This window comes from Acinetobacter sp. NigerLNRRAM0016, from assembly GCF_054112845.1.
In genome coordinates this window covers 91580-109003 of the sequence record NZ_JBSYVT010000002.1, presented here as the reverse complement: position 1 = coordinate 109003, position 17424 = coordinate 91580, and the positions used below count along the sequence as shown (strand labels likewise).

Annotated in this window: 13 protein-coding genes and 1 pseudogene; 5 read left to right on the top strand and 9 right to left on the bottom strand. The window is 41.6% G+C overall.

What is annotated here, in order from left to right; translation table 11 throughout:
- The first annotated feature begins 428 nt into the window (after positions 1-428).
- From ACWQ4X_RS02140 to ACWQ4X_RS02130, 3 genes and pseudogenes are all read left to right on the top strand, one after another.
- Positions 429-1133, top strand: a complete 705-nt coding sequence (locus ACWQ4X_RS02140) for an SIMPL domain-containing protein (protein ID WP_457902536.1) — start codon at positions 429-431, stop codon at positions 1131-1133.
- A gap of 324 nt (positions 1134-1457) precedes the next feature.
- Positions 1458-3521: pseudogene (locus ACWQ4X_RS02135) on the top strand (TonB-dependent receptor family protein); the annotation flags it as partial.
- 130 nt (positions 3522-3651) lie between these two features.
- Positions 3652-4248 carry a phosphatase PAP2 family protein gene (locus ACWQ4X_RS02130; RefSeq protein WP_457902535.1) on the top strand — a complete coding sequence of 199 codons (597 nt, stop codon included), beginning with the start codon at positions 3652-3654 and terminating at the stop codon, positions 4246-4248.
- A gap of 53 nt (positions 4249-4301) precedes the next feature.
- On the opposite strand, the gene proB is transcribed toward ACWQ4X_RS02130, so the two are convergent.
- The 9 genes from proB to uvrB all read right to left on the bottom strand — a co-directional run bounded on the left by proB (position 4302) and on the right by uvrB (position 14775).
- On the bottom strand, positions 4302-5435 hold the full coding sequence (gene proB / locus ACWQ4X_RS02125; RefSeq protein ID WP_374528420.1) for a glutamate 5-kinase: 1134 nt from the start codon (positions 5433-5435) through the stop codon (positions 4302-4304).
- A 33-nt stretch (positions 5436-5468) separates the two neighbouring features.
- Positions 5469-6686 carry an Obg family GTPase CgtA gene (gene cgtA / locus ACWQ4X_RS02120; RefSeq protein WP_100241295.1) on the bottom strand — a complete coding sequence of 406 codons (1218 nt, stop codon included), beginning with the start codon at positions 6684-6686 and terminating at the stop codon, positions 5469-5471.
- A 261-nt stretch (positions 6687-6947) separates the two neighbouring features.
- Complete coding sequence (locus ACWQ4X_RS02115; protein WP_142768237.1) at positions 6948-7322, bottom strand: winged helix-turn-helix transcriptional regulator; 375 nt, start codon at positions 7320-7322, stop codon at positions 6948-6950.
- A gap of 164 nt (positions 7323-7486) precedes the next feature.
- On the bottom strand, positions 7487-8161 hold the full coding sequence (locus tag ACWQ4X_RS02110) for a hypothetical protein (protein WP_457902534.1): 675 nt from the start codon (positions 8159-8161) through the stop codon (positions 7487-7489).
- Between the two features lie 12 nt (positions 8162-8173).
- A complete protein-coding gene (locus ACWQ4X_RS02105) occupies positions 8174-8893 on the bottom strand; it encodes an MFS transporter (RefSeq protein ID WP_457902533.1) in 720 nt (239 codons plus the stop codon).
- A gap of 302 nt (positions 8894-9195) precedes the next feature.
- On the bottom strand, positions 9196-10653 hold the full coding sequence (locus ACWQ4X_RS02100) for a glyceraldehyde-3-phosphate dehydrogenase (protein WP_142768234.1): 1458 nt from the start codon (positions 10651-10653) through the stop codon (positions 9196-9198).
- Between the two features lie 280 nt (positions 10654-10933).
- Positions 10934-11869, bottom strand: coding sequence for an EamA family transporter RarD (rarD, locus tag ACWQ4X_RS02095; protein WP_457902532.1), 936 nt, complete (start codon positions 11867-11869; stop codon positions 10934-10936).
- 143 nt (positions 11870-12012) lie between these two features.
- Positions 12013-12606, bottom strand: a complete 594-nt coding sequence (locus ACWQ4X_RS02090) for a lipocalin family protein (protein ID WP_457902531.1) — start codon at positions 12604-12606, stop codon at positions 12013-12015.
- A gap of 123 nt (positions 12607-12729) precedes the next feature.
- On the bottom strand, positions 12730-14775 hold the full coding sequence (gene uvrB, locus ACWQ4X_RS02085; RefSeq protein WP_457902671.1) for an excinuclease ABC subunit UvrB: 2046 nt from the start codon (positions 14773-14775) through the stop codon (positions 12730-12732).
- Between the two features lie 220 nt (positions 14776-14995).
- On the opposite strand from uvrB, the gene ACWQ4X_RS02080 reads away from it, so the two are divergent.
- Together ACWQ4X_RS02080 and ACWQ4X_RS02075 are read left to right on the top strand one after the other, a co-directional pair.
- Entirely contained in the window at positions 14996-15787 is a 792-nt protein-coding gene (locus ACWQ4X_RS02080) for an A1S_2505 family phage non-structural protein (RefSeq protein WP_457902530.1), read from the top strand.
- A gap of 168 nt (positions 15788-15955) precedes the next feature.
- Positions 15956-17398, top strand: a complete 1443-nt coding sequence (locus ACWQ4X_RS02075) for a diguanylate cyclase domain-containing protein (protein ID WP_457902529.1) — start codon at positions 15956-15958, stop codon at positions 17396-17398.
- Positions 17399-17424: the final 26 nt, after the last annotated feature.

The following is a 17424-nucleotide window of genomic DNA, read 5'->3' as shown; positions in this document are numbered from 1 at the left end:
GACTTGCGGTCCTTTGACTCGGTGCTTTATAGAATCTAGTTAGACAGTATGTATCTATTTAAGAACTAGGAGCGGCATGATACCGAATTTTTCAGGAAAATAAACAACTTTTAGCAAATTTCCGCCCTAATTTTATCGAAAAAAAATCTACTGTTAACTTGTTCATCAATTATCATCTTACATTGTGACAAGCGAAAGAAAATATGATTTTTTTAACTTTTTTTAGATTTCCTGTATCCCCTCACTTCCCAGTCAATCACTTTAAAATTAACTTACTGATTTAATGAATTTTAATTTAATTATGTCTGGTGCAGTTTCTCGCTTAAAAATTACAAACTCACCACAATTCCTGCAAAAGTTTCACATGAAGCCCCTTTACCATAAGCAGAATTAAATTAATTTGAAAATTCAAATAAAGGTTACTTCTTATGCGCCATTTTGTCCTTTCTTCCCTGCTTTTAGGTGGCTTATTCAGCAGCAATGTTTTTGCACAGCAAACCGAAGCTTTAAACTACAATTTAGTGAACGTTCAAGCGGAAGCAACACGTCAGGTTTCCAATGATGAAATGCATGCCGTACTTTATATTGAAAAGAGCAATAAACAGCCATCTGAACTGGCGAGCCAAATGACTCAACTGATGAATCAGGCAATTGCCACTTCTCGTAAATACCCAAATGTCAAAGTAGAAACAGGTTCACAAACCACTTACCCCATTTATGACAATGACAGCCGTAAATTAAAAGAATGGCGTGGACGTGCAGAAATTCAAATTGAAAGTACTGACTTTAAAGCGGCAAGTCAGCTCATCAGTGAATTGCAACAGAATTTCCAAACTCAATCCATCAACTTCACCGTATCTGATGCGCAACGTAAAAAAGTTGAAAATGAGCTTATGATTGAAGCTTCTAAAAACTTCCAACAACGCGCACAGTTGCTCAGCCAGTCTTGGAATAAATCTGGATATAACCTCGTCAACCTTAACCTCAACACCAGTAACTTTTATCCTCAACCTGTGATGATGCGTGGCGCTATGGCGAAATTTGCCGATGTTGAGGCTGCACCAGTTCCTGATGTAGCTGCTGGAGAATCTAAAATTACCGTGAATGCGAACGGAACTGTACAGTTTAAATAATTTGTAGTAGCAAACATGAAAACCGTGTTCTAAGCACGGTTTTTTAATTTCTATTTTGATTTAGGTCATATTTAAGATCGAAATATTACAATAATATTAAAAAATCATGGTAATTAATGATAACCATTATTATTCAACAATATGGATTGACCCGATAAGATACCGCGAAATTCGCAAATCTTATTATCCATGTCAAAACACTTGATTCAATCTAGCATTTACAAGCCCACTAAAATCTCACCTTTAACTATAGCCGTTCAGCTTGCATTAACTTGACTTGCTACGCAAACTGCATTCGCAGCAGAGTCAGATAGCAACACAGTCAGTACCCTACAAACCATTACCTTACAAGCTGAAGGTAACTGGTTGGAAAATGCCAATGCAGAAAAAGTACAAAAACATGCTGGCGCACGAACCATTGTGGACCGTAACCGCCTTGATGAAGTTGCAGCCACCTCCATCAAAGATGCGCTTAAGCAAGTTCCTGGGGTACAAGTCCAAGAAAACAATGGTACTGGCGGCAGTGATGTATCACTGAATATTGGCGTGCGTGGTTTAACTTCACGCCTTTCTCCACGCTCAACCGTATTACTGGATGGCGTACCGTTATCAGTTGCACCTTATGGTCAGCCACAACTTTCACTTGCCCCAGTTTCATTGGGTAATATCGAATCTGTTGACGTGGTCCGTGGTGCGGGTTCTGTACGCTTTGGTCCACAAAACGTGGGCGGGATTATCAACTTTGCTACCCGTGCAATTCCGAAAAATTTTGCAGGCAATGTCAGCTTAACCACGGAATATGCTTCAGGCACAGATCAAACTAAACTCAGCCCAAGTTTGTTTGTCTGTGGCACCTTAGATAATGGTTTAGGTCTTGCCCTGCTGTATTCAGGAACCAAAGGCAATGGCTATCGCGAAGCCAATAACCAGACTGACATTGACGATGTCATGTTAAAAACGGCTTATCAATTGACAGATGCCGATGCTATTGCCCTAAACCTACATCACTACGAAGGTCGTGGCGAAATGCCTGAGGGTTTAACTGCTGCACAATATGCAGAAAACCCTTATCAATCCAACCAATCACGCAATTATTTTGCAGGTCGTCGCTCGGATGTGTCTTTGCGCTATACCCGTCAAGATGAGCAAAATAATTTTGAGTTACTGACCTATTATATTGACTCTTTCCGTACCAGTAATTTAGAAACTGACCTGAGTAGCACCACCAAGCGCATGGACATTTCACCACGTGAATACCAAGTTTTTGCCATTGAGCCTCGCTTCTCTCGTGCTTACCAACTCGGTAATAGCAACAGTGAATTTACCATTGGTTATCGTTATTTAAATGAAGATAGCTCGGAATATGCAGGTCGATCTTCTAACTATGCTTCAACTGCAGCCGTTTCTGAAATTAAAGCACGCACATCAAGTGAAGGCGGAACTGAAGCCCATGCTCTCTATGTCGATAACCGTTTTGATTTAGGTAACTGGGTCATCACCCCTGGCTTACGCTTTGAATCCATCGAAACGCACAACAACTTTACTGCCTACAACCAAGGCGTATACGTGAATACCGTTTCACCTAAAATTGATTCTGATGAGTTTTTACCAAGCTTATCTGTAATGTACAAAGCCACAGACAACTGGAATATTTTTGCCAATGCAGGCGTATCCTTTGGTCCACAGCAGTACAATCAATTGGCTCGCTTAGAAGCGGGTGTGGCTCAAAGCACGACAGATGGATTACATCCTGAAAAGTCAAACAACTATGAAATCGGCACCAAATATCTAGGCAATGGCTTAAATGCTGAGTTGACCGCTTTCTATTTAGACTTTGAGAAAGAATTGATTCTAGAGCGTGATGCGCAGAACAATGGCATCTGGACAGACCTTGGTGCAACGAGCCATAAAGGTGTCGAGCTGGGTCTTGCTTATGACTTTGCTTACCTCATGGATACCCTAGAAGGACTCAAAATCTATAGCAACTATACCTTTACCAAAGCGGTTGCAGAAGCTGGTGACTTTAAGGATAAAGATCTTCCATTCTATTCCCGCCATACTGCCAATGTTGGTTTAGGTTATAAGGTCGATCAATGGTCGGTAAATGCCGACATGTTTGCCCAATCTAAGCAACGTTCACCAGGCTCCACCAATGTCTATCAAACTGTTGAATCGGCAGATGGGAAATACGGCAATATTCCGGGCTATTCAACGTTTGCCGTGCGCACAGCCTATGACTTTGGTGAGCAGTTTCAGGGTTTAAAAATTGGTGGGGGCATCAAGAATGTGTTTGATAAACAATATTTCACCCGTTCATCTGATGCAACAGGAGGGAAATATGTGGGGCAACCGCGTACTTTTTACTTACAAACCTCATTTGATTTCTAAAATGAAAAACATGTAATCACACAATATTTTTTTGACTTAAAAAAAGACTACAAATCAGTGGTCTTTTTTTATTTCAAGAAAATGACAGAATTATTACACTCTATGCACTTTGCATACATAAACCACCTTCATGTCTCTTTCTGAATTCAATCTCACCCTTTTTTCTTTGATCAATGCTTCTTCTGATGCCAGTAACAGCACCATTCACTTTGCGATTTTTATTGCCAATGATTTGCTGTATTGCATGATTGCAGTTTTTGCATGGTTCTGGCTGCGTGGTAACTATGAAATTAAAAAACAAATCTTAAAGGCATTCATCTTTACCAGCATTGCCCTTTTGATTAGTCAGTGTATTTCCTATATTTTTTATCACCCACGTCCATTTGTCATGGAGATTGGTCGAACACTGATTGAGCATGCACCCAATGGCTCATTCCCCAGCGACCACATGCTGATCTTTAGCAGCATCGCCTTTTCATACTTTTTCTCAACACAACGCAAACTTGGTATTTTAATGCTCATGATGGCTTGGCTGGTGGCATGGTCACGCATTTATGTTGGGGTACACTTCCCCTTAGATATGCTTGGCGCATTTATGATTGCCTGTGCGCTCAATTTATTCGGGCTAACCCTTTGGAACCATTACAAAGAGAAACTTATGCAATGGGTGCTGACCATTCACTTCTATCTATTTAAGCCTTTAATACGAAGAGGCTATATTAAGTAGTTCATTCCAAAATAAAAAATCCCGCTTTAAAGCGGGGTTTTTTATGCAGCAATTTAATATATCGCCATGTTGTTGCGATGAATCATTTCTAGCGAGCGTGCTTCACCTAAAACTTGGTAAACCTTATCTGAAGATAAGCCTTTCACCAATTCGGCTGAACGTGAACTGAAATTCACACGCCCGACTGCAACACGATAACCTGTTGGGTCAACGCATTCCACCACATCACCACGATCAAAATGACCTTCAACCGCTTTGACACCCACAGGCAACAAACTACGGTGATTGTCTTTAATGGCTTTGACTGCACCATCGTCCAGAACCAAACGACCTGCGGTTTGCAAATGTGCCGCCAACCATTGCTGATGTGCAGTAATGCGATCATTGTCGGTAATGAACAACGTACCCAACATCTCACCCGCCATCAAGCGCGCAAGCACATGATCACTTTCACCACTGGCAATTAAGGTTGGACAGCCCGACTTCGCTGCTAAACGCGCAGCACGGACTTTGGTCAACATGCCACCACGACCAAACTTGCCACCGCCACCCGCCATATCAAATAGGCTTTCATCTAAAGCGCGCACGGTATGGAACAGTTTTGCATCAGGATTCGAACGTGGATCAGAATCAAACATACCTTGCTGATCCGTTAAGATAATCAACAAATCTGCCTGCACCTGACCTGCAACCATTGCAGCCAGCGTGTCATTGTCACCAAAACGAATTTCATCGGTAGAAACCGTATCATTCTCATTAATCACAGGAATGACATGCCAATCGATTAAATTTTGCAGCGCATCACACGAGTTTAAATAACGACGACGATCTGCAAGATCGTCATGCGTTAATAAAACCTGTGCGGTTTGAATGCTGTGTTGCTCTAAGACACTTGACCATGTATGGATGAGACCCATTTGACCAATGGCAGCACATGCCTGAAGACTGGGTAGATCGGTGGGTCGGTGCTCTAGCTTCATACGAACCATACCTTCAGCCACAGCACCAGACGAAACAAGGATAATTTCATGCCCTGCTTTGTGTAGATCCGCGATTTGTTTCGCCCAATGCGAAATTGCCTCTAAATCTAAACCTTGCCCATTTGCTGTGAGTAAAGATGATCCGATTTTAACAACGATACGTTTTAAAGCCTTGAGCTGACGTTGCCCATCTACCACTTCTATCATCTTGTCCTCAGTTACATGTTGTTCGCTCAGAAATTAGCGAACGTAATACACTTCCATTTCGCCGTCGTCGCCATCATCATCGTCTTCATCATCATCTGCCAATAGACCAGCGAGACGCTGTTGACGACGCATTTCACGATAAGCTTCTTTCGCGGCAATGGTTTGTTCACGTGTTTCAGCTTCTAACTGCTCACGGAATGCTTTCACTTCTGCAGCGTAATCAGGATCTTCAACTTCGCGTTCGCGTTGTTGTTCAATTTGATCCATGAGGTAGTACACAACAGGTTTGGTTCCTTCTGCCAACAAACCAGAAGTTTTGAATACCGGACCTTTCCAATCTAATTCTTCAAGAATGTGGTTACACCATTCTTCACTTGTTTCAGGTGAAAGTTGGTCTAATTTGTTCAGTACCAAGACCACTGGAAGTTTTGCCAAAGTTGGAGAGAATTTCTTCAACTCATTCATAATAGCTTTGGCATTATAAGCAGGGTCAGAACCATCAATTGGCTGTACATCTACAATGTGTAACAAAATACGAGTACGTGCCAAGTGCTTTAAGAAACGAATCCCTAGACCCGCACCTTCTGCAGCACCTTCGATCAAACCAGGAATATCCGCCATAACGAATGAACGGTGACGGTCAGCATCGACTACGCCTAAGTTCGGTACCATAGTGGTAAATGGATAGTCTGCAACTTTTGGTTTCGCTGCTGAAACGGCACGAATGAAGGTTGATTTGCCAGCATTTGGCATACCCAACAGACCCACGTCTGCCAATACTTTCAGTTCTAAACGAATTTCACGGAATTCGCCTTTAAAACCATGGGTACACTTACGCGGGGTACGGTTAGTCGATGACTTAAAGTGAGTATTACCTAAACCACCATCGCCCCCTTTAGCCACAAGAACTTGCTGACCATCTTCAACCAAGTCCGCAATAATATCGCCAGAGTCGGTATCGACAATGGTGGTGCCCACAGGAACTTTTAAAATAACGGATTCACCGCCACGACCAGCACAGTTTGCGCCTGCACCATTTTTACCACGTTCTGCACGGAATTTACGGGTATAACGATAATCTACCAGTGTGCTAGTGTCGTCATCGGCCTGAATATAAATGCTGCCACCACGACCACCATCACCACCATCTGGCCCACCAAAGGGTACAAATTTTTCACGGCGAAAACTGGCTACGCCATTGCCACCGTCGCCAGCCTCTACGGTAATGACTGCTTCATCAACAAAGCGCATACTGCCAATCCTCTAAAATCTTTAAAACCGCTTATTCTGCCACATTTTAAAGCATTTCTCGAATAGAATTATTCAACTAAATATGAAAATTGCTCATTATTGTTCTGTATCACCCTATTTTTATTGTTGTTTTGGCTTTTTTATAGCTTCATATTATTTGAGAGGATAAATCAAATTTAATCCTTCAGCATGTTGAGTCACATTCCAAGTACACAGCCACTGGTTGGGAATTCAATATAAGAACACTACCGATCTAATGATTTAAAGATTGATCTTCGGCTTATTCGCCAAAATTTCAGGAATGTTTCTTTCAATCCAAGAAATAAGCTCATTTACCTTGGTTGCCGCCTGTGAACCTAAAATCGTCAGTTGATATTCCACTTTCGGTGGCACAATTGGATAAACTGTACGCAGCACCAAACCATCTTGCTCTAAAGTTTTCAGAGTTTGTGACAACATTTTTTCACTAATCCCTTCAATTTTCACTTTCAACTCACTAAAGCGGTGTACGCCTTCACTTAAGCAATGCAGCACCAATAGTGACCACTTGCTGGACAGATGTTCAAGGATTTCGCGAGAAGGACAAGCTGTTGATAAAACTTGCCCCAATAAATGACTTGTTGCATATGTACTCATAAACTCCCCCTGCTCAGATGCGGCTTACTTTTCTTATCTGTACTTTCATTCGGTAAGCTATCAGATTAATCTTTAACCATCAAGAAACTGATTCATTCTTTCCTAAGCTGCCAAGTACTCAATTTCAATACGTTCAATTTAGGATTAGACAAACAATGTTTTACTTAGGGATGAATATTGCTTACCGGTAAATGCATGTTCATCTGTAAATTTGCAGATGTTTGCCTTACCGCATTCATCATCGTGGCATCAAAACTGGCAATGCGATCCATTTTCATCGGATCATTCAAATTTAACTGGGGCGCAAAACGATGCACCACATGCAAGCCAACATGTTCATCAAATTCGAAGTGGACAGGTCCATTGAATAAAATTTTCACCGGAATGGTGTATGCCCGTTTAATTTGAAACGGCACATCCAACTGAACAGGAATCTCGAGCTTTAAAGGAAACTTGGGCAACAATTGATTCTGATAAATCAAATCAGTCGAGGTTTCGACAGGCATCAATTGATCAATCCGGATCATGGTTTGATAGTCGATATTTACTGTAATGGGCGTTTCAACTTCAAACTGCAAATCTGCAAGATATTTTCCTTGTAAAGGCAGATTCAACTGACGATCAATATCGATTTGCGTGTTCAGCTTGCCTCTTGAATGAATATCTAAATAGTTACCCACATGAATTTTGGTTGCTAAAGCATCTGGCAACAGAATTTCAGAATGCTGTGCTGAAATTTGCATAGACGTAATTACATTGAGATAGAGCCAGAATGAAATCGCAATCGCGAGAACCAATCCCACAAAACTGACCAATAAAAATCGATAGGAAGAAAACATCTGCTCACCCTCCTATTCTGCTCGAACCAATTGCGGTTGTTCAAACTGTGGCGTTGAAAGCTTTAAGGTATTCAAAGGTACTTTTAATTCTCCACTCTGAATTTTGACTGGCAAAGTATTTTTCACATCGACTGTGGCATTTAAAGCCGTCTTGATCGGAACATTTAATTGACCTTGCACAGGGATCTCGGTCTTTAATGTTGCATACAAAGGAATATGCAAATTTTCTTTAAGGACTGTTTTAACGGGAGCATCAAATTTTAGGTGTACATTCTGCTCTAAGGGCACATTAATATGAATCGGTACAGCAAGATTGATCGGTATCGAGCCTTTGAGCGGCAAACTGATATTTTTGCCCATCACCACAACATTCACGTGTGTATCAATAGGCAAGTTTTGCTGTACTTTCAAGGTTTCCTGTACAGGAATGGTGGTCTTAATCGGGACTTGGTTATCAAAATACACACGTGGTGTCAGCGTTTGAGCAAGAGGAATCTCTAACTGTTCTTGAATGGGAATTGCAGCTTGAATTCGACCTGAAACACCAACATCCAAGGCATCGTGTATTTTTACCTTTGCCTGCAACGGCGCTTGCAAATCAATATTCACCGCCTGATTATGCAGTGGAATATAAATATTTAAATGCTGAAAAACCCAAATGGCGAGTAAGACCCCACTTAATGTGGCTAAGCCTAAAAATGCTAAACCCGCAAACACTTTTTTAAATTGCAATGACTTAATCCTTTAAGTTCGTTTTTGATTTACTCAATTCATTTGAGTCATTGTTTTATCTTTAATCTGCATTAACGAGACAGAAATTGCTAAGCCCGTTATAGGCTAACATCGCTAGATCATTGCTCCAGCATAGCGTAATACATTTAATACTACTAATTTTGTCAGAATTATGACATTGACCCAATTTGAATGTCTGTAGTTATTTAGGTCAACTAAAAAATGAATGTAGCAAGCTTAAGAATTTTAAAGACAAAAAAAAGAGCTTCATTTCTGAAGCTCTTTTTTCTTAGCTGAGCAAATTATGCATTTGTTTCAGCAGGAACTTTTGGATAGCTTAAGCCGCCCATTTGTTCAGCAATACGCAATACTTGGCAGCTATAACCCACTTCGTTGTCATACCATACGTATGCAGTTAAGCGGTTACCAGAAGTGATTGTTGCTTGCGCATCAAACACACCCGCAGTACGTGAACCAATAAAGTCAGAAGATACAACTTCAGTTGAATTGGTATAACCAATTTGACCTTGGAGGTTAGAACTGATTGAGATTTGACGGATGTATTCGTTCACTTCTTCACGATCAACTTCTTTATCAAGCGTCAAGTTAAGAATAGCAAGTGAAACGTTTGGTGTAGGAACACGTACAGAGTTACCTGTTAATTTACCTTGAAGTGCTGGAAGCGCTTTCGCAACTGCTTTAGCCGCACCAGTTTCAGTAATAACCATGTTCAATGTTGCAGCACGACCACGACGATCTGCTTTATGGTAGTTGTCGATTAAGTTCTGGTCGTTTGTGAACGAGTGAACTGTTTCAACGTGACCATTTAACACTGTGTATTTGTCATGTAATACTTTCAATGTTGGTGTAATCGCATTGGTTGTACAGCTTGCAGCAGAAATGATTTGATCTTCATCAAGAATGTCTGCTTGGTTAACACCGAACACCACGTTTTTCATGTCACCTTTACCAGGTGCAGTCAAAATTACGCGTGCAGCGCCTGGGCATTTAAGGTGTTGAGCAAGACCTTCTGCATCACGCCATTTACCAGTATTGTCAATCACAAGCGCATCTTGAATACCATAAGCAGTGTAGTCTACTTCTGATGGGCTAGACGCATAAATTACTTTGATGAATTGACCGTTTGCAATGATTGCTTCGTTTTCTTCATCAATAGAAATTGTGCCTGAGAATGTACCGTGAATAGAATCACGACGTAATAAAGAAGCACGTTTAGCCAAATCACCATCAGATGATTTACGCACAACGATTGCTTTAAGGTTTAAACCACGCCCTAAACCAGACTGACCAATCATTAAGCGTGCAAGGATTCGACCAATACGACCGAAACCGTAAAGAACAACGTCTTTACCTTCTACAGAAGTTTGACGACCTTCCAATGATTTCACTGCATTCGCAACAAAAGCGTCAACATCGCCGCCTTGCGCTTTGTATTCAACAGCAAGTTTACCTAGATCAATTTCAGCAGTACCGATATTCTGGATTTTCGCCAATGCTTGAAGGATTGGGAAAGTATGAACAACTGAAAGTTCTACATCCATCATACGCGTACGACGGTGAGCTTTCAAAATCTGAATAACAGAACGGTTAACTAAAGAACGACCGTAAACTGAAGTCACGATGTTTTGCTCACGGTAAAGTTTACCGATCAAAGCAATCATTTGTTCCGCGATTTCTTCACGGTTTTTCCAGCGACCTTGGTGCTCTGCGTGTAGGGCGATAATAGTCTCTTTGCTCACAGATACGTCCTCTAATTAAATTGTATATCTAGGCATAAATTTCAAAACCCGACAATTGTAAAGGAATTGTCGGCAAGATTGAATCAAAAGCTGGTTCAGTCGCTGCTATTTTCCTACATATTCATTATAAATTTACAAAATAGTTGTAATTTTTGTGGTGATTGTACTTTTTCTACCAAATTTTAAAAAAAAGGATTTACCTTCAATCCCCCCAAATCAACACGTGAATCAACTCATGCTGTTGATTCTTCGCGCTGCCTAAACATTTATATTAGGAAGGCTAATCTTGATCGTTTAAGCGGGCTTCTGCTTTTTCAATATTGCGTGCCAAGTTTTGTTTTAGGCGCTGCTGTTTATATAAATGTAAGCAGCCTTCCACCACCAAAACCAATACGGCAAACCAAATTGGAATATAGGTCAGCCATTCATCAGGCTTCACCTGTTCACCCAAGGCGATAGATGCCGCCGCCAATAACACGGGTTCGAGGTAACTGAGCAGACCAAACAATACAAAGGGTAAAAAACGACTCGCGAGAATATAACTTCCCAAGCCCAGCGCACTTAAAAAACCCAAACCGACAATTGCCCAAATTAAATGTGGGTATTGAGCAATCAGGCTTAAAGACTCTGATGTCGATAATAGATAGAAAGCGACAGGCAAAATCAGGAACAAATCCCACCAAAAACCGCCCAAATGATCGGACTTGAATAATCGTCTGAGATAAAAATAGAGGGGATAAGCCAAGGCGACATAAACCGTTTCCCATGCCACACCGCCAATTCGCCAAATCTCATGCCCTACACCGAGCGCAGCTAGAATCACAGCAACCTGCTGCCAGCGGGACAATTTTTCTTTATGCAGTACGCAGCCGATCAGCACCATGACCAAAGGCAACAGGAAATATCCCAAGGACACTTCCAAACCTCGACCATTAATCGGCCCCCATAGAAACAGCCACAATTGGGAGGTACACAATACCGAGCTAATCAACAGCCATAGCAAATAGATGGGTTTTTGAATGACTTTATTAAACAGTTCAGTAATCAGCTTTAGCTCACCCGACCACCACATAAACAAAGTCAAAAAAGGCAACGTAGACAACATTCGCCATGCGAAAGTCTGTTCACTGTCTAAGGGTTTTAAAAATTCTGTATAGCCGTAAAGCACGCCAAAGGTAACGGATGCCAATACCGACAGTGCTACGCCTTTATACATGTTTTCACCCTAACTTTTTGTCGGGCTTAGTATACCGATTAGTTAAATAAAATACTTCAGGATTAAAATAACTTTCACGCAAATTTAAGTTTTCGACAACACACAGCTTCTATCGGTTAATCTAGTTTTTAGCTGAGTTACTTTTAAGATTTTGCTTTACTGTGTTGTGTTCGAATGAGATCACCAAGGTCATAGCCGAGCGATTTGGCATACTCCAAGTATTCATTCACCACTTCTGGCTTGGCTTCTTGTGTACGCGAGAGCACCCACATGTATTTACGGCGTGGCTCACCGACCAATACCGTTTGATAATCATCATCCAGTTTTAAAATCCAGTAATCCCCTCGTGCTACTGGCAGCCAGCGCACAGCTTCGGGTAAAAAGCTGACTTGTAGCTTCGAATTAAAGGGCGGATTTTGCACAAAGGCTTCACCGATGGCTTTCTGCAATATCCCTTCTTGAGAATAACAACGGTTATCCACACTCACATTGCCATTTTCATTTAAGGTATACGTCGCGGAGACATCACGCGCACATTTATTTTGAAAGTACATGGGTTTCCGAGCAATCTCATACCACACTCCCAAATAACGGTCTAATTCGACTTTTTCGACCACAGGCATGGGTTTGGTTTGTGCATACGCCAAAGTCGCAGCACCCAAGCCCACTAAAATTGCCCCACCAATGACTATTTTTGTTATACGCCAACTTGCTTTAGGAAGATTACTTTCACTCATAACAACATCCTTTAAAAGATTGATCTGGACCAAGCCCGAATGTAATTTCTTAAAAAAATAACGGGCTTTGACCCCACACACTGTAGCGTTATGTAATGATTTTGCAGTAAAAAGTTTGCGACTTCATTGCAACAGTTGCGCCTTCAAACGCACAATTTCATCTCTTAAACGCGCGGCTTGCTCAAACTGCAATTCTTTCGAGGCTTTCAACATCTCTTTTTCCAGTTTCGCGATGTGTTTGCTAAACAGTTTTGGATTCGACAAGAGATGTTGCTCATCTGCAGACAAGGCTTGTGCCTGATCAGCAAGTTTGGCATCAATTTGATCATCATTCAGGACTTCGCCCGTATCAATTTCCTTGACAACTTGTCGAACAGCACTCCGTGGCGTGATGCCATGCTCCAGATTGAACTCAATTTGCTTAGCACGACGGCGCTCAGTTTCATCAATCGCCTTTTGCATGGAATCGGTGATTCGATCGGCATACAAAATCGCTTTGCCTTTTAAGTTACGTGCAGCACGGCCAATGGTTTGAATCAGTGAACGCTCAGAACGTAAGAAGCCTTCTTTGTCCGCATCCAGAATGGCCACCAACGACACTTCTGGCATATCCAAACCTTCACGTAGCAAATTAATACCGACCAGTACATCATGAATGCCAGAACGCAATTCATGGATGATTTTCACCCGTTCTACCGTATCAATATCAGAATGCAGATAAGCGACTTTCACCCCATATTCTTTTAAGTAAGACGTCAGATCTTCTGCCATACGTTTGGTTAAAGTGGTAACCAATACGCGCTCATTCAACTCTTTACGAATATTAATTTCTGACAGTACATCATCCACTTGCGTCAGCACTGGGCGGATTTCAATTTCCGGATCAACCAATCCTGTTGGACGTACCACCTGTTCCACCACTTGTTCCGATTTTTCCAATTCATAGCGTGCAGGTGTCGCACTGACATAAATGGTACTTGGAACAATACGCTCCCATTCCTCAAATTTCATTGGGCGGTTATCTAGCGCACTGGGTAAACGGAAACCATAATTCACCAAGTTTTCTTTACGCGAACGGTCACCTTTATACATAGCCCCAATCTGCGGTACAGTCACATGTGATTCATCAATAATCAGCAAGGCATCATCAGGCACATAGTCAAACAAGGTTGGTGGTGCTTCGCCTGCTGGACGACCCGACAAATGACGGGAATAGTTTTCAATGCCGTTGGTATAACCCAACTGCTGCATCATTTCCAAATCGTAGCGGGTACGCTGTTCAATCCGCTGCGCTTCCAGCAATTTGTCATTTTCACGGAAAAAGACCAAACGCTCTTTCAGCTCTTCTCGAATCGTACCAATCGCACGCTCCAAGTTATCTTTAGGAGTCACATAATGGCTTTTCGGATAAATCGTGACACGTGGAACTTTGCGAATCATTTTCCCAGTGAGCGGATCAAACCAGCGAATCGAATCGACTTCATCATCAAACAGTTCAATACGAATGGCGTGCTGATCCGATTCAGCAGGGAAAATATCTATGATTTCGCCACGAATACGATAGGTCGCACGTAAAAACTCCAATTCATTACGGCTATATTGCATTTCAACCAGACGACGAATAATTTCATCGCGGTTAATACGATCCCCCTGCACAATATGCAACAGCATACTCATATAAGCATTCGGATCACCCAAACCATAAATGGCTGAAACCGAAGCCACAATAATGGCATCTCGGCGCTCGAGCAAAGCTCGCGTTGCAGACAGGCGCATCTGGTCAATATGGTCATTAATGGCCGCATCTTTCTCAATAAAAGTATCTGAAGATGGCACATAGGCTTCGGGTTGATAGTAGTCGTAATAACTGACGAAATACTCAACCGCATTGTTCGGAAAAAATGCCTTAAATTCACCATAAAGCTGTGCTGCAAGCGTCTTGTTGTGCGCCATGATAATGGTTGGTCGTTGCGTTTGCGCAATCACATTCGCCATGGTGTAGGTCTTACCAGAGCCCGTCACCCCCAATAACAATTGATTGCGGTAACCGTGCTCAACCCCATGTACTAATTTTTCAATCGCTTGCGGTTGATCTCCCGCAGGTTGAAATTGAGTCACCAACTCAAAAGGTTGTTGACTGTCTTGCACAGGTTTTTGATGCTCTTGCATGGTTTCCATCTTCGACACATTCTGACTTACATAGTATGGGGGCAATTCGACAACATACAATAAGCTTTCATGTACATTTCACATTAAACAGATTGAATAATCTTTTGATCAACAAATTTTTCTGTACAACGCATCCGACTAAAAAAGCACAGCCTGCTACTTGACCCATGCCCTATTCAGTTGCAACATGAATCAATAATGATGATTAGATAAATGACTTATGCGCTACCATTACCACGACGAAACCATTGTTAAAAGTTTACCTGAAGATACCGTGTTTGTTTTTGGCAGTAATATGGCGGGTACGCATGCGGGAGGCGCTGCCAAAATTGCTTTATTACATTTTGGCGCCATGAAAGGTGCTGGTCGTGGTTGGGCAGGTCAAAGCTATGCCATTCCCACCATGAATGAACATTTACAACAAATGCCGTTGTCACAAATCCAGCATTATATTGATGATTTTAAAATTTATACCAAGCATCATCCTAAAACCAAATACTTTATTACCTCCATTGGTTGTGGCGTGGCAGGCTATAAAGTTGAAGAAATCGCTCCAATGTTTAAAGGCATTTCGCACAACGTCATTTTCCCTGTGTCATTCCGTCCTTTTGTCGAACAACCTTTACCAAAACTCCGCCAAGCTTTTTTAAAAGCCGTGTTGCAAGATCAGGTCATTTTCCCGAACGAGCCGCTGGATCAAGTAATTGAACAACTCGATTTGGCGGACAATGAAAAAAGTCTGGCTAAAATCATCCTGAATACACCGATGTATCCAACCGATAGCAATGGTCGTGACCGTATTTTTGAAATCGAAGATATTGTGCATCGTTTAGATGAAAAAGGTTTTCGCGTTGACTCACCGTTAGAGAGCCGTATGGTGATTGGTGGCGTCGTGCTTGCCCTGTTGGAACTTTACAACATCAACGAACAAGATTTCATGGAAGTTTGGAATCATCAACGTGAAATCTCGGCTCCTAAAGCGGAAAATAAAGCCCGTAAATCGACCCGCTAAATCAAGCTTATCATACGAAGTGTTGTCTATCTTCATGGGTAGACAACCTTAAATTTAATGACAGAATGATCACAAAATCCAATTTAATGTATTTATTGATCACATGATTTAAAAACAAAAAAATTGTGCCTATACTAGACGCGACTTAAAAATAAATACGAGCAACACATGGAATTATTAGATTCCTCAATTTTTGATTTATCCCCTATTGCCATGTGGCTTGAAGATTTCAGTGAGGTCAAAAAACAGTTTGATCTGTGGCGAGCACAAGGCATTCAAGACTTAGAACAATTTTTACTTGAAGATGAAGCACGTGTTTTGGCATGTGCGCGTAAAATTAAAATCCTGAAAGTGAATACCAAAACCCTAACGCTATTTCAGGCACGCGACCTCGAACACTTGCAACAAAATCTGGATTTGATCTTCAAACAAGATATGGCAAAAACCCATATTCAAGAGCTATTAAGTTTATGGGATGGTCAAACTGAGTTTCTGAGTAGCACCGTGAACTACACCATTTCTGGGCAACGCTTGGACATCCAGTTGCGTGGCACCGTGATGCCAGAACATGAACATGATTTGTCCTTATTACTGATTACCACAGAAGATATCACTCCGTATAAAACAGCATGTCGCCTTGAAGAAAAAAACCGCTTACTCGCAGAATCCCGTTTTAAATATTCTCCCACTTCATTATGGGTGGAAGATTTCAGTCGGATCAAATACCGTCTAGATCAACTGAAACACATGGGTATTCAGGACTTTCAGACCTTTTTAGATGTGCATAATGATTTTATTCTGCAATGTATTCAGGATATTGTGATTATTGATGTCAACCAAGCGACGCTGGATTTATTTGGGGCGGCAGACAAGGAAACCCTGCTTAAAAACACCCATAAGATATTTTCCAAAGAAATGCTGCAAACCTTCCGCGAACAGTTGATTGAATTATGGAATGGCAATATCCACCATCAACGCGAAGCCGTGAATTACGCGCTGGATGGCAGTATTCGACATGTCTTACTACAGTTTACAGTTTTCCCTGATTATAAAGATGACTGGAGCATGGTTCAGGTTGCCTTAACCGATATCACTGCCCGCAAGAAAGCCGAAAATTATCTGGAATATCTTGGCAAACACGATGTGCTCACTAAACTCTATAATCGTTCTTTCTATACCGAAGAAATGAACCGTTTAGAGCGTAGTCCTTTACGACCTGCTTCTTGTATTTTTCTCGATATGAATGGACTCAAAGAAGTCAACGACAACTTCGGGCATGATGTGGGTGATGGCTTATTGCGTCGCATGGGCGGAATTTTAAATCAACTCATTCAAAATACCCTATATTCGGCTTCCCGAATTGGGGGCGATGAGTTGGTGGTCCTTCTTCCGGGTGCCGATGAAGCAGCATTACAAAACTGCTTGCACAGCCTACAAGAGCTGTTGCATGTCGACAATCAATTTTATGCCAGCCAACCGATTAGTCTGGCAATAGGCTATGCCACCGTTAAAGAAAATGAACGTATAGAAGAGATGCTGAAACGTGCCGATCACATGATGTATCAGCAGAAACAGCAGTACTATGCACAATATGATCGCCGTGCACGTTAAATTTTTCAGATAAAAAAAGAAGTGCA